The organism is Thermotoga maritima MSB8 (genome assembly GCF_000008545.1).
Taxonomy (GTDB): domain Bacteria; phylum Thermotogota; class Thermotogae; order Thermotogales; family Thermotogaceae; genus Thermotoga; species Thermotoga maritima.
The window spans coordinates 1,009,807-1,033,303 of sequence record NC_000853.1 but is presented as its reverse complement, the minus strand read 5'-3'; the positions used below and the strand labels follow the sequence as shown (position 1 = coordinate 1,033,303).

Here is a 23,497-nt window from a genome sequence, read left to right as displayed (position 1 = left end):
AAAAGCCCCACCGGGAAGGTGGGGCTTTGTATTCATCAAACTTCAACCCATGGATACTCTTTTCTTGCTAGTTCATCCACTGCCTGAAGTAGTGCTACTCCCGCTTCTGTCAGTGCGTTTTCTGTGATGAATTTAGATATTCTGGCGAGGTTGACTGTATCATCGAAAGTTTCCGGGTCGACACCGAGTTCTCTTTCTACGACTTTCCAGCTTTCCGGGTTTATCCTGATCCTTTTCTCCCTCATCTGAAGTCCGCCGTGTGTTCTTATAGCCTGAAGAAGTCTGATCACAAGGGGTGTCACCGGTGCTTCCACATCATCGGAAACAGCAGAGAGAGCTCTCTTCATGAGCTGACCCGCTTCTGTGAGCGTGACAACGTCTGTGGGCAAAATCTCCACCAGATTCTTCGCTTCGAGACTGTCGAGTGCTATTCTTTCCTCTTCTGAAAGATTCATATCTTCGATGAAAACACCCGCTTTGTACGGAACCTTTCTGAGAACCTTCATTTCTGTGTTCGTTATGAGCGGTCTTCTCTCGGCTTCGACAGAAAGCCTCGCGTAGAGACGACCAGAAGAAGTGGGAGCAGCATCGCTGACGAGGCCTTCTTTTCTTGCCTGTTCATACCATTCCATGTTTGGAGCTGCGAATTCTTTCTTCGTCATGGTAATTGATTTCACACCGACAGCCGTGACACTCCTGAGGCTCTTTCTCTGATCTTCAAGCACTTCTTCACCATAGCTGGTCAACTCGTAAACGAGCGTCCTCCTTGCTCCGTGTTTGTGTTCTCTCGATTTCAAAAGGCCGAAACCTTCAAGGTTGTAGAGTGCAAGCTTCACGGTGAGATCCTTTCTCTTCCACTCCCAGTCCACTGCCTTCTCTATCTGCTTCGGTTCTGGGAAGACATCATCTTCCTTTTCATGCCTCTTCCAGAGCTTGACGATCACTTCCAGGAGCCTCGCTTCGTCCTCCGAGATCTGGAAAGCGGGGGTCATGAGGTAAGGACCCTTTTTGTATATCTTCCACGCAAGGTAGAGATGCTCCGCCATTGGGTGAAGCTCTCCCGTCCAGTCAATGAGGCCTCTTTCGAGAAGTGCGTTTCTTTCAAAATCACTCAACTGGTTCCCTTCGTAAGCCTTCGCGACAGTGTCCAGAATGAGTTCGTCGAGAATCAGTTCATCCGTCACAACAAGACCCTTTCTGAGTGCCGCCCTGATCTGCTGTCCGAGTCCTGTGAGAGCGTAAACATCAGACCTTGGAACAGAGAAGGCTATCATCCTCATCGCTTCAAGCTGAAGGAGTTCATCTCCTCCCACAGGAAGCGTGCTGGACTCCCCCGGACCCTCCACCATCTTTCTCAGGTACTCCGCAACTTTCAAGTTCACAACCAGTCTGGGATGTGACGCATGGTAAATCTCATCGAGAGTATAAGCGTAAGGCGTGAGATTTCCTTCCTTCGCGAATCCTCTCTCTTCAAGCGCTTTAGCGACTTCTCCTCTCACTCTCGACTGAGCCAGCTTCGAGTATCTGATCATGGAAATGACTTCGGAGCCGATCCACCTGAACGAGTCGTCCCATTCCTCAGGATTCTTCAAGACACCTTCTCTTATCATGTCCGTGAGGAGTTCTCCAAGGATGTTACCAGAAAAGGTCAGATCGTACATCTCAACACCGACGGGTTTGACCAGGCCAGCAAGTTCAAGGTGCCACAGCGTTTCTCTGTCGAAGTCCTCCCATTCCTTTACGCTGAACTCTTCTCCCTTCTCGTAGAGCTTCTTCAGCACGATCGCATGCCTTTTTGTTACAATCATTAATGCCACCTCCTTTTCTATGTGTCTTCTCGCATTAATATTTTACCACTCAGTTTCTTATGAAAAGTGAAATAGAAGGTAATCCATTCGGACTGGTACTTATTCCCACGTAGAAACTACCGGAGGAAATATCGTTCATGTTCAAAAATCCGCCAACTGTGATATAGAACTTGAGCCCTTCCATGTACACCTCTTGGAAAAGGTGATCATAGATAACGTGCTCCTCTTCTCCATTGGAAAATCTCAGTCGAGCGATTCCCAACGTGTTCCCCGTGTTTCTGAGAAGAATAAAACCATCGAAAAGCTCTGCACTGTTTTTGAAAAGCGTCTGGGCAAAAGACACGTCGTAGGAGAAATCCTCCGAGTTTAAAAGCTGAAACTTGATGTTTGCGGAGAAACTTCCGTCTTTTCCAAGCGCTGAAGTCAGGCCAGCGAAACAGAACAAACTGTTCAGATCGAAAAGGTGTGAGAGGTCGTCATTGAGAAGATTCAGGGACACCTTCAAAGAGGAAGGCATATCCAGCAGATACGTTCTGAGATCGACACCCACTCCAATGTTGTTAGCGGCTCCTGCTTCACTGTTCAGAGATGTTTGGGTCGAACTGAAGTTCATTTCAAAGGTAACGTCGAGTCGTGTGTTTGCGGAAACAGGAAAATCACCTAAAACCCCCGTCAAACCGAAACTGTAATCCCCAGAAGAGGAGTATTCACCGTACGCTGTGAAATTGTCCCTGGAAGCCACAAAGCCGGTGTATTGATTGAAATTTCCCTTCAAATCAACAGACGGCATCAAAAACAGGAAGGTGTTGTTTTCCACGTTCGAGAACATGAGGAAAAGAGAGAAAGCGTTGTCAAAATACACTGGAAACCACATCGCAGGCTGGAAAAACTTTCTCAGTCTGAAGCCGAACTCGTTTCCAGTGGAAAACTTTTTGCCTTCTATCACAAAAGGTTCACTCTTTTTCACTTCGACCACCACAGGTTCCATACTCAGATCTTTTCTGTAAACACCCGTTCCCCCTGTCTGGCCGTATGGGATGTAACTTATGTAGTAAATTTCACTTCCCTGGATCACAAAATCTTCCACGAGGCTCTTCGATGAAAGTCTGTGGAGTTCTTTCTTCTCAAGATCGTAGTAGCAGGGAACGGTGTGTTCTCCTTCCACCTGAACGAATATTATTCCATCTTTCCAGAACTTCACGTACGGTCCTTTCATTGTTTCGTTTTTCAGTTCAAGGATGACTTCTCCGTTTGTTTTCAGAACGATAATGTCGTTTTTCTCTGTGAAGAGCGCCACAAAACGATCTGATACGTCCATGTACCTTATGAATTCGTCGAGCGTGGTGTGAAACTCCGATCCTTCTATTGTTGCTTTTCCTGTCTTCGTATCGTAAAAGGCAAGGTAAACCTTTCCGTTTTCCACATCGAAAGCGCTTATGTTCCCCTTTGAAATCTGTCTTCCACCCTTCACATCCCACAGGACATTTTCGTAACGGTTGAAAGATTTTTCTTTGGTGAGCACGTAGATCTTCTCTCCATCGATCTTCACGTCCAGAACGTTTCTCACGGGAATCTTCTGAACTTCTTTCCCATCCAGGTCAAGGATCTTCAAAATCTGTTTTTTCATCCCCGTGTACGAAGTGGAGGGCCCGTACTCTTCCGAAAGGACAACCAGATGGTCCCCGTACAAATCGATCTTGTGAAGCCAGGTGTTTTTTGCGCTGTATACAAGATCTCCCTGAGGGTACTCGTGTTTTGTGAGAGAATAGATCCAGTCCGTGTAGATCTCTTCGCGCGTTTTTCCAAAGACCTTCTCGTATGGGTCCTTGAAACCCTCAAAGGCAAAAGTACTGAACGTTTTGGAAGTTTCCCTGAAAAACTCCTTCACTTTCTCAAGGCCGTACGTCTCCACAAGGTAGCTGTAAAACCCGGCTGTGAAGTTGTAGTACAGAAGCCCGTCTCTGTAGTCGTCATCGGGTGCTACTTTTATGTAACCAGGAGATGGAAAGTTGGGAAGTGAGTAGTAGAACAGACCATTCGAGAAAAAAGGATTGTTTAGTCTTCCAGATGAGATCGAGAAAGAGCTCTCGTTGAAAACGGTAACACCCTCCACCAGGTCGCTGAAGAGTTGGGGATAAAGAGGAATTCCCGTGAGTTTTGTTACCGTCTTTCCTATTTCGTCCTGATAGGTGAGATGGCACATGTGGGAGAATTCGTGAATGAGAACGTAAGCGTACCAGTCCTCGAGAGAAAGGCGAAAGGAAAGCCAGCTTTCAGGGGGCCACAGGTAGACCACAATCGTTTTATGAAAGAAAGGCATCGTGTAGCCATTCGAGATGGTGCCCCTGTCTTTGAGGACAATAGTTATCCGTCCCGGGTCGTTTCCAACGAGCTCTATCACCTTCGGCCTGATCGCCTCGAAGATGTTTCCAACAAGAACGGCGTTTTCAAAGTATCCTTCTGGATAAACAACATCCGCGTGCTCGAAGTGGAGAACACCGGAGAAGAGTTCTGCAACAAGTAAAAGAACGACGGCAAAAAACAACCTCTTGATCAATGTATCACCCCTTCCTTTCGTTTAACCACTTTCTCAACGTCTCGGCTTTCTCTACCCTGCCCAGTTTCAAATATGCCTGATATTCATACTCCAGGGATAAAACCGGTATTTTCATTCCATGTGTTTCTACAAACCTTTTGTATTTGTTCAAATCTACGGGATCTTCCCAGGTTCCATCTTCGAGCCGTTTTCGAATATCTCCCATAATTTCAACTTTTATTCCATCGATAATTAATTCACCGAAATGAGAACAGATTTTTTCCGTGGAAGAAAACCTGACCTTTTTGCTTACGAACTCAGAGAAAATGCGTTCGATTTCATAAGCTCCTTCTTCATCAGTTTGAATGTCGATATCGTGAACTTCAACAGGAACTCCCTGCAGCGCAAAACTGAGACTACCTGTAACTACCCAGTTCACTTTCTCATTTTTCAGTCGGTCGTATATTTTACGAAGAACGCGAAGATATTCGGGCCTTATCATCTTCTCATCTCCCCAGACAGCTTTTCATCTAAATCATACTTTTCACCATTATGTTATCACTCCAGAAAGTCAAAAAGAGAAACTTTTGTAACTTCCGCCCCCGGAAGCAACTTCCGACCCCAGAAGTGATATGATAAGAATGGAGGTGATCGACTTGCTTTTCTCCCTTACTCCCAAGACGAAAAAGGAAGATCTCTTCGATAGAGAAAGAGAACTGAAAGACCTCGAAAAACTGCTCGAAACCTATCCGATCGTTGTGATCACCGGCCTGAGGCGGGTTGGAAAGTCCTCCCTTGTGAAAGTCTTTCTGAACAAAAGCGATCTTCTACACATAACCGTGGACGGAAGAAGACTCTACGAGACATCGGGGGGTAACATCTCGTCCCATCATCTCACAAGGTTTCTCGGAGAGGAGCTGTCCAGAATATCGAAATCTCAGAAACTTCTGAACGTTCTCAAGAGGGTCCGTGGAATCACAGTGAGTGGAACATCGATAGAACTCAATCCAAAGGAATTCAGTCTTTCCGATCTTCTCGAAAAGCTGAACGAAACGGCAAAGAGGCGGAAGAAAAAGATAGTCATCTTCTTCGATGAGGCGCAGTATCTCAGATACTACGGTTCTCGCGGTGGAAACGATCTTCTGGCACTCTTTGCCTACTGCTACGACAACTTCGAAAACGTGCGCTTCATCATCAGTGGTTCAGAAGTCGGCGTTCTTCACGATTTTTTGAAACTCGAAGACTACAGCTCACCCCTCCATGGCCGTGGAATAGGTTTTCTCACGGTGAGACCGTTCACCTTCGATCAATCCGTGGATTTCCTCATGGAAGGCTTCCGCGAAGTGGGAGAGAAGATCAACTTCGACGTGGAAGAAATTGTGAGAGAAATAGACGGTATAGTGGGGTATCTTGTCCTTTTTGGAGTGAAGTACCTCGAAAAGAAGAAAAAAGATGAAGCACTGAAAGAGGTGTTCCATGCCGTGAAGGCTCTTTTTGAAAAGGAAATGGAAGAGCTCAGAAAAAGGAGCGAAAGGTATCCATTCATATTGAGACAGATCGCAAGGGGAATAAACACCTGGTCTGCCCTGAAAAACATCTTCCGCGCAAAAGGCGACTTCATCGGTGACTCCCGATTGTACTCCCTCCTTGAAACTCTGGAAAAGATGTCCTTCATAGAAAAAACGCAGAGCGGATACAGAATAGTTGATCCGGTTTTTGAGAGGATTCTGCGCGAATGAAACGGAGAAATTCGTTACTTTCCTTCCGTGGCTTTCCGATACTCTTCTTCTGTAACAGATCCAAGCCACTCAGCAGGACCGAGGTGAACCTGTGTACTGATACCAATATGTACGAGTTCTTCATCGGGTGCCGCACCATGCCAGTGAACCACGTTTGGTGGTATCTCCACCACATCACCTTTTTTCAAAATTCTAGCGGGTTTTCCTCTTTCCTGGTAAAAGCCTTTTCCGCGAGTCACGATCAGAATCTGCCCTCCCGGATGGCTGTGCCAGTGTGTTCTCGCTCCTGGCTCGAACACCACGTCGTATACCTGTGTGTTGAATACCCCGTTTTCGTCAGTAACCAACATCTTCACCCAGACGTTCCCAGTGAAGAAGTCGCTCGAACCTTTAGAACCCCTTTCAAAGATATCATCCACCATGGTTGTACCTCCTTTCAATAATAGTCCACGCGATGATTTTTCATCTTTTCAGTGAACAAATCCACTTGACAACCTCGGGATCCCTGTGGGAGAAGAACGCACTCTGCCCTTCATCGAGCGTTGCAATCTTTTCCATGTCTTCCTGTGTGAGTTCAAAATCGAAGATGCTGATGTTTTCTTTCATCCTCTCTCTTCTCACAGTTTTGGGAATGGCAACGATTCCTTTCTGAGTGAGCCATCTCAGAATGACCTGTGCAACCGTTTTGCCGTACTTTTCCGCGATCGATCTGAGCACTCCGTTCTGGAAAATGTTTTTTCTTCCCTCAGCGAAAGGACCCCAAGCTTCAGGTTGGATGTTGTAATTTCTCATGAATTCGATCTCCTCTTGTCTCTGATAAAACGGATGTATCTCGATCTGGTTCACCGCGGGAACAATTTCGTGATGAACCATTAGATCCATCAACCGATCAGGGTAGAAGTTGCTCACACCTATGGCTCTTACCAATCCATCTTTGTACATTTCTTCCATAGCTTTCCAGGCACAGTGTACATCTCCAAAAGGTTGATGAATTAGATAGAGATCTATGTATTCGAGTTGCAGTTTCTTCAAAGACTTTTCAAAAGCCTTCTTTGTGGATTCGTAACCAACATCCGACACCCACAGTTTGGTCGTGACGAAGAGCTCCTCTCTTCTGACAATTCCTTCGTCAATCGCGCGTTTTATCGCTCTTCCCACTCCCTCTTCGTTCATGTACGATGCTGCTGTGTCGATGAGTCTGTATCCCACCTTTATAGCCTCATAGACACATTCTTCCGTCTTTTCTGGTGGTATCTGGAAAACTCCGTATCCCAGAATAGGCATTTCTACACCGTTGTTCAAAGTAACTTTTGGAACCTGCATGTTAACACCTCCTATAGATGGATCCATGCTCCTGAAATTCTCGTACCAACTTTTCCCGCTACCGTGAAGAAAATCGGAGAAAGAATCAGTATAAAAGCCGAAAGGAGTATGGCGTACTTCATCGAACCTGTCAACGAGACTATGTAACCGTTCATAATAGAAGAAGCAATACCAGAAAGAAGGACAGCTCCCACGTAGATACTACTCGCTTTTTCGAAGTGTTCCTGCGGAATGAGATCTCCAAATATTGCCCAGAAAGAAGGGGTTGAAAGTCTCAGAAGAGGATGGAGAACCCCACCAGAATGGATGTCAGAAGAGGATTGGTTGAAAGAGTGGAAAGTATTAAAAGAAAAGCCGACGGAAATAAACCGGTATACAGGGGAATTAACCTTCCACGCATTCCTCTCACCCGGTCAGACCACAATCCAACGAAAACCTCCATTACGCTCGATACAACAGCCATGATTCCAAGCACAAGGGCTATGAAACTATAACCCAGCTGGATCTCACGAACAAGGAAAGTAGAAAGCCAATTGAACATGAGATTCCAGGTGTAAACAGCAGAAAAATGACCGAAGGAAAGCCACAGTATGATGGAGAACACTCGTTTGAAAGAAACATGTGATCTCTTTTGAGAATCGTTCCACTCCGGCTTTCTCTGTACCTTTGACTCCAGCAAGCTTTTCCACAGAATGTATGCAACAGGAACATAAATAACACCGAGAAATCCTCCAGTGATCATGGATCTTTTCCAATAACCACCTGCTAACGCAACAACAGCGTATCCGAGTGCAAGTCCGATCATAGAACCAGTGTTGTATATGGCAGTTGCGATTCCCCTTTTTCTGGAGTCCACATACATCTCCACCACTTTTGCAGCAAGAGGATAAGAGAAGGGAACAGCCAGGCTCCCCACTATCTTCACAACGTTTAAAGAGAAAAAGTCTTTCACGAAAGCAACAAGAATTGTTGGAATAGAGAGCATCATCATGACCAGAGCCATGGAGTTCATTGGATATAATCTATGAACAAATCTTCCAAATAACATGGGTGAGAGAGCAGAAATGACCGTCCAGACACTCATAGCAACTCCTATGATACTCCAATCCACGCCGAATTCTTCCACAATGGAGGGAAGAACCGCTCCGAACACCGATCCCTGAAGTATTGAAAAACTGGTGAGGCCAAGACATATTCCAAGAAGAATTCCCGTTCTTTCCATCAAACTCTACCTCACAGATACGTCATCTTTTCCATATCCTCAGGATACCTGCTACCTTTTATTTCTATTCTTGAGAGAGCATCGTTTATTTCCTGGAGCTCTTCCGGTGTGAGTTCAACAAAAGCCCCTCCGATGTTTTCCAGAAGATGACTCAGTTTCGTTGTACCTGGTATGGGAACTATCCAGGGTTTCTGTGCAAGAAGCCATGCGAGAGCTATCTGTGATGGTGTCGCACCCTTTCGCTCAGCGATCGTTTTACGGAGTTCTACGAGTGCAAGATTTTCCCTCAAATTCTCTTTCTGAAAGCGTGGAATCCTGCTTCGACTATCTTCCTCATCGAACTTGGAGTTTTCACCTATCGCTCCTGTAAGAAAACCTTTTCCCAGCGGACTGTACGCCACAAAGCCTATTCCAAGTTCTTCACAGGTGGGAAGTAATTCCTCTTCAGGTTTTCTCCACCACATGGAGTACTCGTACTGCACCACATCAACAGGACAGACTTTATGAGCTCTTCTTATCGTTTCGGCAGAAGCTTCGCAAAGTCCAAAGTGTTTCACCTTACCCTCTTCTATGAGTTCCTTTACAGCCCCAGCTACTTCTTCTATTGGAACGTTTGGATCCACCCTATGCTGGTAAAGAATATCTATGGCTTCCACTCTGAGCCTTCTCAGAGAACCTTCCACTGCTTTTTTGATGTGTTCCGGATTGCTGTTCAGTCCTTTCCAGCCTGGCCTTCCATCTTCGTACAGCTCAAAACCAAACTTCGTTGCTATCACGACTTCACCTTTGAACGGTTCGAGTGCTTCGCCTACGAGTTCCTCGTTTGTGTAAGGGCCGTAAACTTCTGCGGTATCGAAGAAGTTGATGCCGAGCTCCACGGCCGTTCTGATGAGTTTGATCATCTCTTTTCTGTCTGGAAGTTTTTTCTGGCCGAAGCTCATTCTCATACAGCCGAGCCCTATGGCAGAAACCTCTGGTCCTCTCTCTCCGAGTTTTCTCTTCGGAATACCCATACTTCCCCCTCCTTTCGCTCTAAAACATACCGCTATCTACTCCGCAAACGTTAGAAAGATATTCTCGAATATTTGCCTGATTTTCCATCAAAGGGTAAAATTTTAGCAGAAAGGAGATGAAAGAAATCATGGATGAATTCGATTACGTTCGGAGAAAGCTGATTGAAAGGATTTTACATCTCACAGAAAAGCAACCCGTGGTGAGGCCACTTCCGGGTCTGACTGTGGGCAGGAGGGAGTCTCCTACAGAACCTTCCACTTACATCCTTCCGCCATCGATATGCATCGCTGTTCAGGGTGCAAAGCGCGTTCTCATTGGAGAAGAGTACTACGTTTACGACGTGGAGAATTTTCTTCTCAACTCCTTCGATGTTCCCGTCGTTGCTCAGGTGATAGAAGCTTCTAAGGAAAAACCTTATATCGGAATGACTTGGGAGATAGACATGGAGATCCTTATGGAAATCGTTGTTGAACAAAAGCTCAATACAAGACCAATCACGTCATCCCGCGGTACATCACTGGGAAAAGTCACTCATCAGCTCCTGGACGCATTCAGAAGGATGCTGGAGCTCCTCGATGAACCGGAACACATTTCCGCACTCCTTCCCGTGATAAAAAAAGAGATCATCTATAGGCTCCTTGTGAGCGAACAGGGCCCGAGACTCATTCAGATCGCGTTGTCTGGAAAGAACGATGTGATAACAGCACTGAATTATCTGAAAGAACACTTCAATGAATCTGTGAATATGAAAAGGCTTGCCGAGATGGTGGGAATGAGCGTATCGACTTTTTATCAGAACTTCAAGATTCTCACTGGCATGACTCCTCTTCAGTATCAGAAGAAACTTCGGCTGTGCGAGGCAAGGAAGCTTCTCATGGCAGGAAGCGACGTCACAACCGCAGCCTACCAGGTGGGATACGAGAGCCTCTCTCAGTTCAGCAGAGAGTACAAAAGATTTTTCGGTGTCTCTCCTTCACAGGATGCAAAGAAGCTGAAGGAAGAACCTTACACGAGGATCCTTTATTGATTGCAGATAATGGTGCTTCTGTGCTACAATATGCTTGGAATCGATAATTAGGTAGGAATAATTAAAGAAGGGAGATTCCTATGGAAAGAGAAAAAGTGGAACTTTTTAAAGAAGTGCTGAAAAAACTCCACAAAGGTGAAGACGTGGAATCTTTGAAAAAACAATTCGGAGAGTTACTCTCACAGATTCCTCCGTTCGAGATACCCGTCATCGAGCAGGAACTGCTGAAAAGCGGAGAGATAGACGTAAGAGACATCATCAAGATGTGCGATCTTCATGTTGAGTTCTTCAGAGGAGCCGTATCAGAAGCCGGAAGAGAAATAGAGAAGCTCCCGAATGGGCACCCGTTGAGAACGCTCTACGAAGAGAACAAACAGATACTCAAAGATGCGGAAGCTTTGAGTTTACTCGCCTCCAGCATGTTCTCTCTTCCAAAAGACGATCCCCGCAGGAAACAGTTCTATGAAAAGCTCGTTCAGCACGTCTCGGAGCTTCACAGGATAGGTCTCACCCATTACACGAGGGAAGAGATGCTGATATTTCCATACATTGAGAGAAGAGGCATCACAGCCGTTCCAACAGTCCTCTGGTCCAAACACGATGAGACCAGATTGAAGATAAGGCTCCTTCTCAATCTTTTGAAGAAAGAAGAATCCGATGAACGGCTGAAAGAAGAAGCACTGGAACTTTCAAGAATGCTCTCAGATATGGTCTTCAGAGAAAACAACATACTCTATCCGACGCTGAAGGTGTTACTCACCGAAGGAGAATGGAAAGCGATAAAGATGCTGGAAAAAGACATAGGGTACTACAAGATTGAAGTGACAGAAGAGTGGGAAACTCCTGAGAAACCTCTCCTTCCTCACAGAAATTGTCTGCGGAGACCCATCCCCTTTAGGGGATTGGGAGGAAGCAGACATGTGTACCACCTCCAGATTCAATAGTGTTAATATATAGATGAGGTGATTGAACAAATGACTGTGACTCTGACCTGTAGATTCAAACTCGAACTCAGCAAGGACCAAAAACAGCAGTTCCTGGATATTGCGACGGCTTACACAAACGCCGTCAACTATGTGCTCGAACAAAACCTCAAGGACAAATCGACGAACGTCAAAAAACTCCATAAGCTTTACTACAGCACCATCCGTGAGAAATTTTGCCTTCCCGCTCAAATAGCCATCAATGTGAACAGAGACGTCTCTGCAATGTACAAAACTCTCTGGGCTCAGTTCAAAGAACTCAAACGTCGAAAACCCGATTCGAAAGCAGTCAAGAAGTTCTGGGATAAACCACCGAAGCGAAAGAGCTTGATCGTCAAATACACGTACAACAGAACTGCAAGCTTCAAAAAGATCAACGGAGAGTGGCACGCTTCTCCACACTTCAAGGTCGAATCAAATGGATCCCGATGAAGGGCTGGTCCAAACACTTTGAGTACCTCAAGTCTGGCAAGATCGGCGATCCAATACTGACTTACGACAAATCATCCAAAACCTTCTTCTTGCTTGTTCCTGTAACGCTTGAAGTTCAGGAACATCAACCAAAAGAAATCCTCGGTGTTGACGTTGGAGAAAGACACATTGCTGCTGCCACCTCGACCAAAGGCACCAGGTATCTGATAGACCTTCCTGAAGAGTTCAAACAAAGAAAACAACACTATCAACGTCTTCGCTCTGAACTCATGTCAAAAGGCACTCGCTCTGCTAAGAGAAAACTTGCCAGGATCAGCAGGCGAGAGAAACGGTTCACTGAGAACGTACTGCACATCATTGCAAAAAAGCTCATCACAAGCCACCCTGGTGCCAGGTTTGTTCTCGAAGACCTGACTCAGATCAGAGCTAACAGAATCACCTACCGCGGCAAAGACAAAGAAGCAAGAAGACAGTCAGAACAATGGCCGTTTGCAAGTCTTCAGCAAAAGATAGAGTACAAAGCGAAATTGTACTACGGAGTTCAGTCCGAAAAGGTCGACCCCAGCTACACCTCGCAAACCTGTCCCAGGTGCGGCCACGTCTCGAAAGAAAACAGACCAGACCATGGAGAGCGTTTTGTATGTCAGAACTGCGGCTACGAAGAACACGCAGACATAGTTGGTGCGATCAACATAGCCCTGAGAGTTCTTGTCAAAGACCAGCAGGGTAATCTTGAAAAGCTTTTAGGGGCCGATGTCAGTCGGCCTGATGCTCCCCGTTTGGGTTGAGCAAGCCCTCCTCCTTCAGGGAGAGGGTAGCTGACGAGATAGATCCCGTCGTTTCACCTGAAACTTATGAGAAACTTCCCGATGAGATCAAAAGGGTTGCCGGAATGCTCACACCAGACACAGAATATTCGCTGGTTCGAGACAACGACATAAAAATAGAAAGTGGTTATCTATCTTTAGAAGAACTGAATGCTATTTTCAAAACGTTGCCGTTCGATATTACCTTTGTGGATAAACACGGCAGAGTTCGTTTCTTCTCTGGAGGTCACAGGATCTTCCACAGAGCTCCCACCGTTCTTGGAAGACCGGTCCAGTTCTGTCATCCCCCAAGGAGCGTTCATATCGTGAACAAAATCCTCAAAGCTTTCAAAGAGGGAAGGAAAGAACCTGCGGAGTTCTGGATCAACATGGGTGACAGAAAGATCCACATACGCTATTTCCAGGTCCTGGACAAAGAAGGAAACTATCTGGGAACACTGGAAGTGGTACAGGACATCACGAGGATAAAAGAACTCGAAGGAGAAAAGAGGCTCCTCGATTGGGAAAATTAATATTCGGGAAATCCTGAAACCTTCAGGTTCGGAGGCAAGGTTTGCTTCTGATGCTGTGAGCATAATCCTGTCATTACCTTAAAACCATGTTATGTTATCATTTTCCATAGAGCAAGAATTGTTTGACAAAATCCTGCTACTTTTGAGCAGTTTGGATTCAATAGATTTTCTGTGACTGTGTTGGGGTGGTGAAATGATGGAAATACTACAAATACTATCGGAATTCAAAAAAAGAGTTTCTGAAAAATTCGGTGAGGTAGAAGTTGTTCTATTTGGTTCTTGTGCAAGGGGAAGTACCAGAGAAGAGTCGGACATTGATGTTTTCGTGATACTGGATAGAGATGTCGATATTAAAGTAAAAGAATCCATTTACGATATCGCTTATGAGTTTAACCTCAACTACGACATTGTTCTGGATGTAAGCGTTTATTCAAAGAAGGAGTGGGATAGATACAGGAAGATCCTTCCTTTCATCGTCAACGTTGAAAAAGAAGGTATAATCGTATGAACGAAAAGGAAAAAATCATTGAATATTGGAGAAGAAGAGCAAGAGAATGTCTTGACGACGCGAAACTGCTTTTAAAAAATGAGAGATTACATTCCGCAGTAAACAGAATTTATTATGCTTTATTTTATCAAGTTTCCGCGCTTCTTCTCGCCAAAGGTCTTTCATTTTCCAAACATAGTGGTGTTCTGGCAGCTTTTAACAGAGAGTTTGTAAAAACTGGAAAAGTAAACAAGGAACTGGGAAAGTTCTACAATCGCATGTTTGAGCATAGAAAGACAGGAGACTATGGAGAGCTTGTTGAATTTGAGGAGGAGAACGTGAAAGACTGGATAAGAAAAGCGGAAGGATTCTTGGATGCTATTGAAAAACTAATAGAGGATTTGAAACGAGCATGAAAGAATATGAGGCAAGGCAATTTAAGGTTTGCTACATGAATTCTCCTGAAAAAGCGCAGGAGAACCTGTGCTTTTTTCAATTATTCGTTTTGTAACTCACAGGTCTTCTCTTCGTTGCTCAGTCTAAACGATGAAGTTTATCTTTTCTGATAGTATATAAGTGATCAATTATATAAGAAGGTGATTATATGAAGCTTCACGAGTTGTTCCATATCCTTTCAAACGAAACCAGGCTGAAGATTTTAACTCTTCTTCTGGAGAAAGAGATGTGCGTTTGCCAGATACTGGCAAGTATAGGAACGACTCAGCCGAACATCTCACAGCATCTCCACGTTCTCAAAAACCACGGCATTGTCAAATCTCGCAGAGAAGATTCCTTCGTTTACTATTCGATCGATGAAAGATTCCTCGAAAAATATCCCTTTCTGATCACTATTCTCGAACGTGCGAGAAAGGAATATGGTGTTAAAGCCGTTAACTCCTGCTCTTTACAAAATCTATCAAATAAGGAGTGAGAAACTTGGCGACCTTCATCCTGATCGCTCTGATCTTTGTGGCTTTCTATTTCGTTCCGTTCGGGCATCCGATTGTCGATCAGAGTATTCTGAACGGATTCTACCTGCTTCACGAATACGCACGTGAACACGTTCTTCTGTGTCTTGTTCCCGCATTCTTCATCGCCGGAACGATATCAGTAATGCTCAAAAAGGACGCCGTTTTGAAACTCCTTGGTCCAAACGCAAAAAGGATCATTTCTTATCCTGTCGCTGCGATTTCCGGTGGTATTCTGGCTGTCTGTTCCTGCACCATTCTTCCGCTCTTTGGAGGGATCTACAAAAAAGGTGCGGGTATAGGTCCTGCCACCACTTTCTTGTTTGCCGGACCTGCCATAAACATCGCTGCGATATTTCTGACAGCCCGAGTTCTTGGATGGGATTTGGGACTTGCCCGTCTCATTGCAACGATAACAGCAGCTGTCCTGATAGGCTTGATCATGGAAATGATCTATCAGGAAAGGGGAGAAGGTGGACTCGCGTTCACTTCCGATGACGATCAATACGGCGTAAGAGGAATAATATTTTTCCTGATACAGCTTGGATTTCTGGTAACGAGTTCTCTTGGTATCAACCAGACCCTCAAATATTCCCTGATGACATTGCTCGGAATCTCCGCACTTTTCATGGCTTTGTTTGGTTTCAAAAGAGACACCGTTGAAAACTGGCTGTACGAAACCTGGGACTTCGCAAAGAAAATACTGCCATATCTCTTCATCGGTGTGTTCTTCGCAGGTGTTCTGACCAGACTTCTGCCCCAGCAGGTGGTAACGGCACTTCTTGGAAGCAACAGTTTCTTGTCAAATCTTGTAGCGTCCGTCATAGGAACTCTCATGTACTTTGCCACTCTTACGGAAGTTCCAATAGTTCAGGCTCTGAGAGAACTTGGAATGGCAAAGGGTCCAACCCTTGCTCTTCTCATGGCCGGTAATTCCCTCAGCCTGCCAAGCATGATCGTTATCACAAAGCTTCTTGGAAAGAAAAAGGCCTTCACTTACTTTGGCCTTGTGGTTGTTTTTTCCACTCTGTTTGGAATGATATACGGAGTAATTTAAAAGGAGGGATAGCATGGCAAAAAAGGTGGAGATACTAGGAAAAGGGTGTCCGAGGTGCAAACAGACAGAAAAAATCGTGAGAATGGCAATCGAAGAACTGGGAATCGATGCAGTTGTTGAAAAGGTTCAGGACATAAACGAGATTGTCTCAAGAGGTGTCGTGGCAACCCCCGCAGTAGCGGTGGATGGAAAAGTTGTCATCTCCGGTAAAATTCCATCCCTAGATGAAGTCAAAAAGGTCCTTCAGCAGGCTTGAGACAGAACTCTGTTTACGACAAAGCCGCCTGAGAAGGCGGCTTTTTTATCATCGTAACTCATTGAAAGCTTTTTTGAAGAGTTTTCCTCAATCTCTGACATCATTTTAACAGCTCTTACCTCACAAAACAAAAAACTGTGACATCATCTATTAAATTCATTTACAATTATGTTATAATTACTGCACCATATACGGGAGGTGATTTTCATGAGCAGAAAAATGTTACTTGTCCTTCTGTCCTTTCTTGTGGTCCTCGCCGGATGTACAGCGGTTGTAGGCATCATCGCTGAAGAAGGCATAAAACAAAGGCACAGGAATTAATCGATCAGGCAAGAAACATCGTAACGGGTAATGACATCGACTATGTATCCCTGAGAGAGCTCATCCATGTTCCACAATCTGATGTAGACGATTTCGATGTCGAAAATACCGTTTTCGGAACAGGAGAGATCTTGGGTTATGATTTTACATTTCCCTCCACCATCACCAGTTGCAGTTTGGTTTCTGTGAGCGAACTCGAGACCACCAAGGCCATTCCATGGAGTTTGAGCAACAAACCAGATTTTGTGGAAAATGTTTATGCTCTAACGGTAGAGGGAATCACTCAGGACGGAACAAAGACCTTCTTTTCGCTTCCAATGATAGAAGTTTCCGGCGAACTGTACTTCTGGACAATTTATATCTATTCCTATGAACAAAAGGATGTTGTCCCAACACCTGCCACAGAGGTGAGGATGTACCCAACACCTTCCCTTTGAAGAGTCAACTAAAAGACAACGCGACCCAGAAAATCCACCGACGACAGTTCAGAAAGCTAATCGGGATGAATTATCCCGGAAGTGAACACAAGCAAGACGTGTCCCATCTGTGGTGAAAGGAATAAGCCAATCGTAAGAAGATACCACTGCAAAGCCTGTGATTTTGAGTATCACGGGGACGGAGTAGGAGCAATTAACATCTGGAAAAGGTATCCTGGCACAGGCCAGGTAGTAGCGAGCTTGGCCCCCGTCAGAGGTGTGAGGTTCCACCCTCACTTCTGTGGTCATGGAGCATCTTTGACTCCATGGAAGGTGGCCTGAGAGCTACCAAAAGTCCCATCCTCTTCAGGGGATTGGAAGGAGGTCGACTTCTTTCAATTCCTTGAATCTGTAAAAGCGCTCGCTGTTAGATACATAGGGACTCTGATCTCCCTTTGAGTTTTTTATCCGTTAATACACAGATTTTCTGAGAGGATATGTGTTTCCAGCTTCTTTATTGCAATCGATTTTTCTACACGTGTGAAAAATTTCATAGATTGTGAAAACTTATTTGTATCTTTCGTAGAACAAATGCTATAATGGTAGGAATTCTGAACTTTGGAGGGATTAATAATGAAAAAACTTGCTGTGGTAGTAGCTATTCTGTTGACATTTTATCTGTGCGTGTTTTCAAACGATAGCGACGCTTTGCGGTATCGCTTAAACACCATTAGCGAACTGAATAAAAGCTATTTGAAAGCAATTCAAAACATTGTCGGATACAACGGATTGTTCAAATCAGGAAGCGATTTTTTCTTAGAGACGCTTTATTCAAACGACCCGCTTCTGGCCAGATATCAGAAAGAAAGCCAAGAGGCTATTCGAAAGGTTCAAGAAGCAAGAAGAGAAGGGGCTTCTAATGAAGAGATCTTAAAACTTCAGCTCGCATATCAAGAAGCTCGTTTGCGGGAAAACAAGCAATTTATCGCTTTAATTGAATCTAATTTGTATAACTCCATAGACTACCTTGCATCGGAAACGTTGAAAAATTCTTTGAAGACAGCGAATAAGATAATAGACGATGTTTTGAAGAACTGGAAAGAGATTTTAAAACCGTTACTTGAAGGGGATTTCGGTGGAGTAATAAAAAATGCGATTCTTCAACTGATAGATTCAACGTACAAAATAACGTTTATTGATTACTGCAAAGCAAATTATGGTGCCACTGAAAAAATTGCTCAGTACTGGTGGAAAACGTATTTTGTCGAACCTTTTGAGTCTTCAGAGGAAAAGAAAGTCTTAGACGAGGTTCTCACCAAAGCTTCAGACGAACTAAAAGATAGATTAAAAGACAGGTTGACGGAAAGATTAAAATTGGAGATTGTCAGCAAAGGTAACGCACTGGCCGAAAAAGTGATAGAAGAAACTGCTAAGAAAAGCGCTGAATCGATTTTGAAGAACATTATAGAAACACCATCATTGATTGTAGAGTTGTTCACAAAATACTACAATGTTGTCGATTTTCAGATCACGTTCAACGATATAGCCAGTAATGAGGTTGTGTTTATCAAGCAGATCAGGGAGTTAGTTGGTAACGATGAAAACGAGATAAACAGATGTTACTTCGACAGAGCTTATTTTCTATCAAAAAAGAAAGCCGCAAAGAAAGCTGCTATCAACGATGTCGGGGAGAAGACACAACAGGGATCGACAAAAGGACAAAGAAAATCTGAAGAAGATGTTATTCCTCAAGAAGTCATAGCAAAAGCGGAGGAAATAGTATTGGCAAAGGATCCCTTTCTCAAGGTGAGCGCGGTACAGAACATAGAGACGAGGATTGAAGAGATGAACGATTTGTCTTTAAGGGATGCACTGCCAGATCTTAACAGTGCCAAAAGATTAATCGAGTACACCTTTGGACAGCTTGAAAACAATGAGATAACTCTCGGAGAGTACAACTACGAAATCAATCGAATAGTAAGCGTTTATACGGGTCAATTAAATACCGCTAAAAAGACGATTGCCAACAATCTTGAATCTGAATACCATAAAGGATCGATCAGCCAAAGCGAATATTCGGAGAAGCTCAAACAATTGGATAAAGATGTCGAAGGAAACATTAGACAATTGAACGATTTTGTTTATTTGAAGCATCAGGAGATAGAGAAACAGCGACAGTTGTTCAAGGAAAAGCTATCACAACTGGTCAAAACCCTTGATCAAGGAAGTGAAATGAAACTATTACAGGATAGTTTGTTGGCAAAATTCAATCAGTTTTTGAAACTCTACAAGCAGAAAATAGGACAGGCTGTCTGGTCGTTTGCATTTAGTAGCTTTTCAGAAATGATGGAAGGTTTTACTAATGGAATCGGCAAGGCATTCATGAAGGAACTCAACTCCAAATCACCTTCATTTTTCTTGCTACAGAACGGCGGGTGGATTCTGGAAAACTTGCTGGCGATTTGTCAAGAGGACGAGCGTCTAACCAGAGCTCTGATTGAAAAGGTTGACAAATTATCTGAGGAAATCAAAGCTTTGTATGAGAGCTTCCCTCGGTATTGCTACACAGATGAAGATGGCTTAGTTTCATATTCAAAAAATGCGATGTTGATTGAGGAATTCAAAAGTTCTTTACTACAGAGATTGGAAAAAACACTCGAATGGAAAACTACAATATCTCAATGGGTGTACATGACGGAATTGAAAAACGAAATGACGAAGCGGTATCTTGAGGTCTATTTGGCGTTTCTAAGAGAAAAAGTGAAAATATTCCAGGAAACGTTTCAGGTTGTTGTCGATAGTTTCGACTCTCTAAAATCGAGCTATCTGGAAAAATGGGAAGACAGGATCGAACAAATGGCCTTCACAATAAAAGATATGTGGAAACAGAAGATAACTCCAGATGAGGCCCGGAATGAATTAAAAAGAATCTCCCAAACCACCGAAGCTGTGGATTCAATGTATGAACACTGGATTGAGATGCGCGATATGTTGGAAGTTATGTCCTCAGATCTTTACAGAATAAGCTCAGCTGGTGTAGAAATGTTAAATCTTGAACCATCGAAAGAGTATTCCAGTTATATAAATTCGATGATTGAAGAGAATAAGAGCCTTAAAAAGAGTGCTTCTCAGGTAATAGAAGAGTATGAAAAGGCTTCTCTTCATGACTACTCTCACGATCTGAAGGCTCTAATACTGGATTACTATAGATCGGATGACAACTCATATTTGTGGAAAGGAATCTCCACACAGATAGGAGGAATATCTTTTCTTTTGATACTTGACGATCCAGACATAATGGGAGTTATTGGTGGAGATCTCGAAAAAGCCCTCAACCTTTGCCAAAGATTCGAAAAGTTTATCAAAGACGCTGAAGAACGTGTAAAGGCAACCAATGAAGCAGACAGAGTTCTGAATACTTATCTGGATAAGGTTGAAATCGAAGTAGAATCTATTGAAAAAGCAGGGGGATTCACAACTCTTACGAAGAAAGAAGCTCTTACAGAATTACTTACTGAAGCGGAAAAAAAGGCAATCGAAGCATTCCAAAGTTACGGTTTTGAATGCACCAGCTGGCGTTCATCAAGGTGGTGGGATTTGAAACGCAGGATAGAAAGCATTAGTGTTCCTGAAGAAAAGGTAGGTCAAGCTGTTGAGGGAAATGCAAGCAGTTTTCCTTCGATTGAAAAGCCAGAGAGGATAATTTTTGGAGATCTTGTATGGCTGAACGTCATGCAGGATGGGTATCCCACCCATAGATTCAGCCTTTCACCTGATGGCAAAAAACTACTAATTGAGCGTCAAACCGGGTTTAGTCTATACAACATAGAGACGAAGACCCTGGAAGAGTTTTCTCTGCCCGAACCTGTAAAAGCGACTCTCTCAAGGGATTACAACTTCGAATGGATATCAGAAGATGAAGTGTACTTCTACGCGTACAATGGTGAAGGCTTTGAAATCGATGAATCTGGTAGCTACAAAGAAAAACCAGTTACAACTATTCAGGGAATGGGTTTTATACTACACAGTTTCAGCCCCTCAGGGGAATATATCCTTGCAAGTAGATTAACTTCAAATGGTGATGCCATTCATGTGTTGAGAGTTAGTGATGCCAAGATAGAGCAAATTGGAACCACATATGACAAAAGTATTTTACAGTGGGTGCCAGGAACAGATTCCGTTTTCTTCAAAGATCAGAACTCAAAAATGAATATCTACGATGTTGAGAGTAAAACACTTAAAACGTATGATGTCACGCTGGAAAACTATGTCTGCGCTCTTTTGCCAGGTGGAAAATGGATTGTTTATGGAAATTCTCTTGAAGTTATTGCTCAAAACCTGAGCACGTCTGAAAAAATCACGCTGTGGAAAGGTAACGAAAGTGAACAGGGAGCAAACGTTCTGAGTGGAATATATCCCTTGCGTGGAAATATTGTTTTGCTTTTATGGATGCATCACACTGAGCCATTTGATTATGGAGTGCAGATTTGTGAAATTGAATAAGACAAACTAATATTGTTGTGCAAAGAATTCTTGGATTTGAAGAGGATGATGTGGAAGACTGGATAAGAAAAGATGAGAAATTGAAATGAACAGGAACATGAAAAGTATGGAGCAAGGCAATTTAAGGTTTGCTACATGAATTCTCCTGAAAAAGCGCAGGTTCTCCTGCTACAGGATACGAGTCAGGAATCATATTCCATTGAGGGGGGTTGTGATAAACAGCTATATTAGTTAAAATTCTAACGGATCAAGAGTGAAGAATCTACCTCTTCCAGGAGATTGGGGGAAAAATCGTGAACGGTCTTTTGTTCAAGAAGGTAGATTACAGTGTAGGTGGACTGTTAGAGAATATCGATAGCGGTGAAATAGGTCTTCCTGATATTCAACGGCCCTTCGTCTGGGATACAACGCGTGTGCGTGATCTGTTTGATTCTATGTACCGTGGCTATCCTATTGGAACTCTTCTTTTCTGGGAAAATGGTTTCCCTGGTGAACACCGCACTATCGGGACAGGCCCCAAGAAGAAAGTGCCTCGCCTGCTCGTTGTAGATGGTCAACAGCGACTCACTGCCCTTTACTCCGTAATGAAGGGTGTTCCCATCGTAGACAAGAACTTTCGACAACGGCGCTTGAGAATAGCCTTCAATCCGTTGGAAGAAAAATTCGAGGTCACCAATACATCTATTGAACGAGATCCTACCTGGATATCTGATATCAGTATCCTGTGGCAGGAAGGTTTCGCGCTGTACGATTTTATCTCCAGTTTCATGAAGAGATTGGAAGAACGGCGTGGTCTAACCGAAGAGGAACGGCAGCGGATTCCTCGATCCATTCAAAAGCTGGTCAACCTCGTCAATTATCCAATGACCGCTCTGGAAATTTCTGCCAGCGCCACAGAAGAACAGGTTTCTGAGATCTTTGTTCGCATAAACAGCAGAGGTCGTACACTCAATCAGGCCGATTTCATCCTGACGTTGATGTCCGTTTTCTGGGATGAAGGGCGAAAACAACTGGAAGAATTCTGCCGGCGGGCTAAGAATCCACCTTCGGATAATCGTCCTTCACCCTATAACCCATACTTCAAACCCCAGCCAGATCAGCTACTGAGAGTCGATGTAGTACTGGCTTTTCGTCGTGCCCGGTTGGAATACGTTTATTCCATTCTACGGGGCAAGGATCTTCAAACCGGTGAATTCTCACCGGAACGTCGCGACGAACAGTTTGATCGCTTGGAAAAAGCACAGAAAGAAGTTCTCAACCTGCAAAACTGGCACGACTTTTTGAAAGTTATAAAACGTGCCGGATATATTCATCACAGTCTTATTACCTCTGAAATGGCACTGGTCTACACTTACTCCCTCTGGCTCATCGGCAAACAAGACTTTGGTCTGGACCAGCACACCCTTCGCGATTTGATGGCACGATGGTTCTTCATGAGTTCGCTCACCAGCCGTTATTCCTCTTCTGCTGAAACTCGTATGGAACAGGATCTCACATTGATACGAGGCTGTTCCAGTTCAGAAGAGTTCGTTCGGACACTGGAACAGGAAATATCGGCGGTTCTAACAAATGATTACTGGAACGTTACGCTTCCCAACGAATTGGCCACAGCTTCCGCTCGCAACCCGGGACAATATGCCTTTTTCGCAGCTCTCTGTTTGCTCGACGCTCCGGTACTTTATTCATCCATGAAAGTTCGCGATCTGCTCGATCCCACATCACAATCACACAGATCAGCCCTGGAAAGACACCATCTCTTTCCACGCAAATACCTTGAAAAACTGGGCATCAAAGATAACCACGACATAAACCAGGTTGCCAACTTCGCACTAGTAGAATGGCACGACAACGTTGAAATAGGAGATCGCCCTCCCTCAGATTACGCACCCGAGTATGAACGTCGTTTCCCACCCGATAAACTCACAGAAATGTACTGGTACCATGCACTGCCCGAAGGCTGGTACAACATGGATTACTGGACATTTTTGGAGGAACGCCGACGTCGAATGGCAGAAATCATTCGAAAAGGGTTTGAGAGTTTGAAGTGAAAAAGTCAGTCTAATTGG

21 protein-coding genes and 1 pseudogene are annotated in these 23,497 nt (G+C 44.1%); 15 read left to right on the top strand and 7 right to left on the bottom strand.

The features are described 5' to 3' along the window. Positions 1-35: 35 nt before the first annotated feature. The 3 genes from TM_RS05150 to TM_RS05140 are packed head-to-tail and all read right to left on the bottom strand — an operon-like array spanning position 36 to position 4,846. Positions 36-1,808 carry a DUF505 domain-containing protein gene (locus TM_RS05150; RefSeq protein ID WP_004080521.1) on the bottom strand — a complete coding sequence of 591 codons (1,773 nt, stop codon included), beginning with the start codon at positions 1,806-1,808 and terminating at the stop codon, positions 36-38. Between the two features lie 49 nt (positions 1,809-1,857). After that, complete coding sequence (locus TM_RS05145) at positions 1,858-4,365, bottom strand: hypothetical protein (protein ID WP_004080523.1); 2,508 nt, start codon at positions 4,363-4,365, stop codon at positions 1,858-1,860. A 4-nt stretch (positions 4,366-4,369) separates the two neighbouring features. Next, a complete protein-coding gene (locus TM_RS05140; protein ID WP_004080525.1) occupies positions 4,370-4,846 on the bottom strand; it encodes a nucleotidyltransferase domain-containing protein in 477 nt (158 codons plus the stop codon). A 154-nt stretch (positions 4,847-5,000) separates the two neighbouring features. Between TM_RS05140 and TM_RS05135 the strand changes: the two genes are divergently transcribed. After that, positions 5,001-6,083 (top strand): AAA family ATPase, encoded by a 1,083-nt coding sequence (locus TM_RS05135; protein ID WP_004080527.1) that lies wholly within the window; start codon positions 5,001-5,003, stop codon positions 6,081-6,083. 14 nt (positions 6,084-6,097) lie between these two features. Here the strand turns inward: TM_RS05135 and TM_RS05130 are convergent, their stop codons facing one another. From TM_RS05130 to TM_RS05115, 4 genes are all read right to left on the bottom strand, one after another. Beyond that, positions 6,098-6,505: a cupin domain-containing protein gene (locus TM_RS05130; RefSeq protein ID WP_004080530.1), complete on the bottom strand. Its 408-nt coding sequence runs from the start codon at positions 6,503-6,505 to the stop codon at positions 6,098-6,100. 40 nt (positions 6,506-6,545) lie between these two features. Beyond that, complete coding sequence (locus TM_RS05125; RefSeq protein ID WP_004080532.1) at positions 6,546-7,406, bottom strand: aldo/keto reductase; 861 nt, start codon at positions 7,404-7,406, stop codon at positions 6,546-6,548. Between the two features lie 274 nt (positions 7,407-7,680). Beyond that, positions 7,681-8,628, bottom strand: a complete 948-nt coding sequence (locus TM_RS05120) for an MFS transporter (RefSeq protein WP_244261680.1) — start codon at positions 8,626-8,628, stop codon at positions 7,681-7,683. 11 nt (positions 8,629-8,639) lie between these two features. Next, on the bottom strand, positions 8,640-9,641 hold the full coding sequence (locus TM_RS05115) for an aldo/keto reductase (protein ID WP_010865241.1): 1,002 nt from the start codon (positions 9,639-9,641) through the stop codon (positions 8,640-8,642). 128 nt (positions 9,642-9,769) lie between these two features. Between TM_RS05115 and TM_RS05110 the strand changes: the two genes are divergently transcribed. From TM_RS05110 to TM_RS05050, 14 genes and pseudogenes are all read left to right on the top strand, one after another. Continuing rightward, a complete protein-coding gene (locus TM_RS05110; protein ID WP_004080540.1) occupies positions 9,770-10,669 on the top strand; it encodes an AraC family transcriptional regulator in 900 nt (299 codons plus the stop codon). An 80-nt stretch (positions 10,670-10,749) separates the two neighbouring features. Beyond that, positions 10,750-11,613 (top strand): DUF438 domain-containing protein, encoded by an 864-nt coding sequence (locus TM_RS05105; protein WP_004080542.1) that lies wholly within the window; start codon positions 10,750-10,752, stop codon positions 11,611-11,613. Between the two features lie 30 nt (positions 11,614-11,643). Continuing rightward, positions 11,644-12,084, top strand: a complete 441-nt coding sequence (locus TM_RS09665) for a transposase (protein WP_004080544.1) — start codon at positions 11,644-11,646, stop codon at positions 12,082-12,084. Beyond that, the gene (locus tag TM_RS09660) at positions 12,081-12,872 is read left to right on the top strand and encodes an RNA-guided endonuclease InsQ/TnpB family protein (protein ID WP_015920032.1); all 792 of its coding nucleotides are present in this window, start codon (positions 12,081-12,083) and stop codon (positions 12,870-12,872) included. The genes TM_RS09665 and TM_RS09660 overlap by 4 nt, the downstream gene beginning before the upstream one ends. After that, positions 12,869-13,423 (top strand): PAS domain-containing protein, encoded by a 555-nt coding sequence (locus TM_RS05095; RefSeq protein ID WP_004080548.1) that lies wholly within the window; start codon positions 12,869-12,871, stop codon positions 13,421-13,423. The genes TM_RS09660 and TM_RS05095 overlap by 4 nt, the downstream gene beginning before the upstream one ends. Before the next feature lie 196 nt (positions 13,424-13,619). After that, positions 13,620-13,931: a nucleotidyltransferase domain-containing protein gene (locus TM_RS05090; protein WP_004080550.1), complete on the top strand. Its 312-nt coding sequence runs from the start codon at positions 13,620-13,622 to the stop codon at positions 13,929-13,931. Further along, positions 13,928-14,326, top strand: coding sequence for a HEPN domain-containing protein (locus TM_RS05085; RefSeq protein ID WP_004080552.1), 399 nt, complete (start codon positions 13,928-13,930; stop codon positions 14,324-14,326). The genes TM_RS05090 and TM_RS05085 overlap by 4 nt, the downstream gene beginning before the upstream one ends. A 188-nt stretch (positions 14,327-14,514) precedes the next feature. Next, on the top strand, positions 14,515-14,841 hold the full coding sequence (locus TM_RS05080; RefSeq protein ID WP_004080556.1) for an ArsR/SmtB family transcription factor: 327 nt from the start codon (positions 14,515-14,517) through the stop codon (positions 14,839-14,841). Between the two features lie 5 nt (positions 14,842-14,846). After that, the gene (locus tag TM_RS05075) at positions 14,847-15,935 is read left to right on the top strand and encodes a permease (protein WP_004080558.1); all 1,089 of its coding nucleotides are present in this window, start codon (positions 14,847-14,849) and stop codon (positions 15,933-15,935) included. A 13-nt stretch (positions 15,936-15,948) separates the two neighbouring features. Then, on the top strand, positions 15,949-16,191 hold the full coding sequence (locus TM_RS05070; RefSeq protein WP_004080561.1) for a thioredoxin family protein: 243 nt from the start codon (positions 15,949-15,951) through the stop codon (positions 16,189-16,191). A gap of 506 nt (positions 16,192-16,697) precedes the next feature. Continuing rightward, positions 16,698-16,949, top strand: coding sequence for a hypothetical protein (locus TM_RS05065; protein ID WP_227738390.1), 252 nt, complete (start codon positions 16,698-16,700; stop codon positions 16,947-16,949). Further along, positions 16,949-17,270, top strand: a pseudogene (locus TM_RS05060) (zinc ribbon domain-containing protein); the annotation flags it as partial. The gene TM_RS05065 and the pseudogene TM_RS05060, both read left to right, overlap by 1 nt. 291 nt (positions 17,271-17,561) lie before the next feature. Further along, the gene (locus tag TM_RS05055) at positions 17,562-21,431 is read left to right on the top strand and encodes a hypothetical protein (protein ID WP_004080565.1); all 3,870 of its coding nucleotides are present in this window, start codon (positions 17,562-17,564) and stop codon (positions 21,429-21,431) included. Positions 21,432-21,724: 293 nt separating this feature from the next. Continuing rightward, on the top strand, positions 21,725-23,479 hold the full coding sequence (locus tag TM_RS05050; RefSeq protein WP_004080566.1) for a GmrSD restriction endonuclease domain-containing protein: 1,755 nt from the start codon (positions 21,725-21,727) through the stop codon (positions 23,477-23,479). The last annotated feature ends 18 nt before the right edge of the window (positions 23,480-23,497 follow it).

What these genes read in the sequence shown, in the direction of transcription:
- TM_RS05150 (WP_004080521.1), bottom strand. Translation starts at nt 1,808, where the DNA reads ATGATTGTAACAAAAAGGCATGCGATCGTGCTGAAGAAGCTCTACGAG.
- TM_RS05140 (WP_004080525.1), bottom strand. Translation starts at nt 4,846, where the DNA reads ATGATAAGGCCCGAATATCTTCGCGTTCTTCGTAAAATATACGACCGA.
- TM_RS05130 (WP_004080530.1), bottom strand. Translation starts at nt 6,505, where the DNA reads ATGGTGGATGATATCTTTGAAAGGGGTTCTAAAGGTTCGAGCGACTTC.
- TM_RS05125 (WP_004080532.1), bottom strand. Translation starts at nt 7,406, where the DNA reads ATGCAGGTTCCAAAAGTTACTTTGAACAACGGTGTAGAAATGCCTATT.
- TM_RS05120 (WP_244261680.1), bottom strand. Translation starts at nt 8,628, where the DNA reads ATGGAAAGAACGGGAATTCTTCTTGGAATATGTCTTGGCCTCACCAGT.
- TM_RS05115 (WP_010865241.1), bottom strand. Translation starts at nt 9,641, where the DNA reads ATGGGTATTCCGAAGAGAAAACTCGGAGAGAGAGGACCAGAGGTTTCT.
- TM_RS05110 (WP_004080540.1), top strand. Translation starts at nt 9,770, where the DNA reads ATGGATGAATTCGATTACGTTCGGAGAAAGCTGATTGAAAGGATTTTA.
- TM_RS05105 (WP_004080542.1), top strand. Translation starts at nt 10,750, where the DNA reads ATGGAAAGAGAAAAAGTGGAACTTTTTAAAGAAGTGCTGAAAAAACTC.
- TM_RS09665 (WP_004080544.1), top strand. Translation starts at nt 11,644, where the DNA reads ATGACTGTGACTCTGACCTGTAGATTCAAACTCGAACTCAGCAAGGAC.
- TM_RS09660 (WP_015920032.1), top strand. Translation starts at nt 12,081, where the DNA reads ATGAAGGGCTGGTCCAAACACTTTGAGTACCTCAAGTCTGGCAAGATC.
- TM_RS05090 (WP_004080550.1), top strand. Translation starts at nt 13,620, where the DNA reads ATGGAAATACTACAAATACTATCGGAATTCAAAAAAAGAGTTTCTGAA.
- TM_RS05085 (WP_004080552.1), top strand. Translation starts at nt 13,928, where the DNA reads ATGAACGAAAAGGAAAAAATCATTGAATATTGGAGAAGAAGAGCAAGA.
- TM_RS05080 (WP_004080556.1), top strand. Translation starts at nt 14,515, where the DNA reads ATGAAGCTTCACGAGTTGTTCCATATCCTTTCAAACGAAACCAGGCTG.
- TM_RS05070 (WP_004080561.1), top strand. Translation starts at nt 15,949, where the DNA reads ATGGCAAAAAAGGTGGAGATACTAGGAAAAGGGTGTCCGAGGTGCAAA.
- TM_RS05055 (WP_004080565.1), top strand. Translation starts at nt 17,562, where the DNA reads ATGAAAAAACTTGCTGTGGTAGTAGCTATTCTGTTGACATTTTATCTG.